The 1,625-nt window shown below is 61.2% G+C and carries 1 protein-coding gene; it reads right to left on the bottom strand.

The genetic code is table 11. From position 1 onward, the window contains the following. Positions 1-1,625 (bottom strand): electron transfer flavoprotein-ubiquinone oxidoreductase (locus tag ATO10_RS15765; protein WP_035253450.1); only part of this gene is annotated, 1,625 nt, incomplete at its 3' end.

Raw genomic sequence — 1,625 nt, 5'->3', positions numbered from 1 at the left:
TCGCCGCCCTGCGGGGTGACCCAGTTGATGTTCTGGCTGGGGTCTTTGATGTCGCAGGTTTTGCAGTGGACGCAGTTTTGGAAGTTGACCTGGAAGCGCGGGCCGTCGTCGCCGTCGAGCACCTCGTAGACGCCTGCCGGGCAATAACGTTGTGCCGGTTCGGCGTATTTGGGCAGGTTGACCGAGATCGGGATCGAGGGGTCCGCCAGTTGCAGGTGGCAGGGTTGCTCTTCTTCGTGGTTGGTCGCCGCAAAGGACACGTTGGTCAGGCGGTCAAATGACAGCACCCCATCGGGTTTCGGGTAGTCGATTTCCTTGAACTTCGACGCCTCGCCCGTGGCCGCCGCATCGGTTTTGCCGTGTTTCATCGTGCCAAACGGGTTCCAGCCGGTGATATTGGCGACCCACATGTCGAGCCCACCCAACATCAACGAGGGCAACATGCCCAGCTTGGACCACAGCGGCTTGACGTTGCGCACGCGCTTCAGATCCTTGGCGATGGCGCCACCGCGCACCTCGTCCTCATAGGCTGTCAGCTCGTCGCCCGAACGCCCGTCTTTAAGCGCCGCATGGGCCGCCTCGGCCGCCGCTTTGCCCGACAGCATGGCGTTGTGGTTGCCCTTGATGCGCGGCACGTTGACCATGCCAACCGAACAGCCCAGCAGTGCCACACCCGGCGCCACCATCTTGGGCATCGACTGATAGCCGCCCTCGGAAATCGCGCGCGCGCCATACGCCACGCGCTTGCCGCCCTTCAGCAGCTCGGCCACCATCGGGTGATGCTTGAAGCGCTGGAACTCCATGTAGGGGTAGAGATGCGGGTTTTCATAGTTCAGGTGCACCACGAACCCGACATACACCTGATTGTTTTCCAGGTGATAGATGAACGAGCCGCCCCCGGCATTGCTGCCCAGCGGCCAGCCCATGGTGTGGGTCACGGTGCCGATCCGGTGCTTGGCCGGGTCGACCTCCCAGATCTCTTTCATGCCCAGGCCGAACTTTTGCGGCTCTTTGCCAGCCGACAGGTCGTATTTGGCGATGACTTCTTTGGCCAAGGACCCGCGCACGCCCTCGGACAGCATCACGTATTTGCCGTTCAGCACCATGCCCGGCTCATAGCCCGGTCCAGGCGTGCCATCGGGAGCCTTGCCGAATTCGCCGGCGATCACGCCTTTGACCTCGCCATTGTCGCCATACACCAGTTCAGAACAGGCCATGCCGGGGAAGATTTCCACGCCCAGGGCTTCGGCCTGCTCGGCCATCCAGCGGCAGACATTGCCCATCGAGACAATGTAATTGCCGTGGTTGTTCATCAAAGGCGGCATCGGCCAGTTGGGGATGCGGATCTGACCGCCTTCGCCCAGCATATAGAAGTTGTCCTTGGTGACCTCGGTGTTCAGGGGCGCGCCCTTTTCCTTCCAGTCCGGGATCAAGGCCTCCAGACCGCAAGGGTCCAGAACCGCGCCCGACAGAATATGCGCGCCAACCTCGGACCCCTTCTCCAGAACCACAACCTCAAGATCGGCATCCAACTGCTTAAGACGGATCGCAGCGGACAAACCAGCAGGCCCAGCCCCCACAATCACAACATCATAATCCATCGATTCACGTTCGATCTCGGTCAT

Origin of the sequence: Actibacterium atlanticum (genome assembly GCF_000671395.1) — a bacterium.
Lineage (GTDB): Bacteria > Pseudomonadota > Alphaproteobacteria > Rhodobacterales > Rhodobacteraceae > Actibacterium_D > Actibacterium_D atlanticum.
This window is presented reverse-complemented; position numbering and strand designations above follow the sequence as displayed.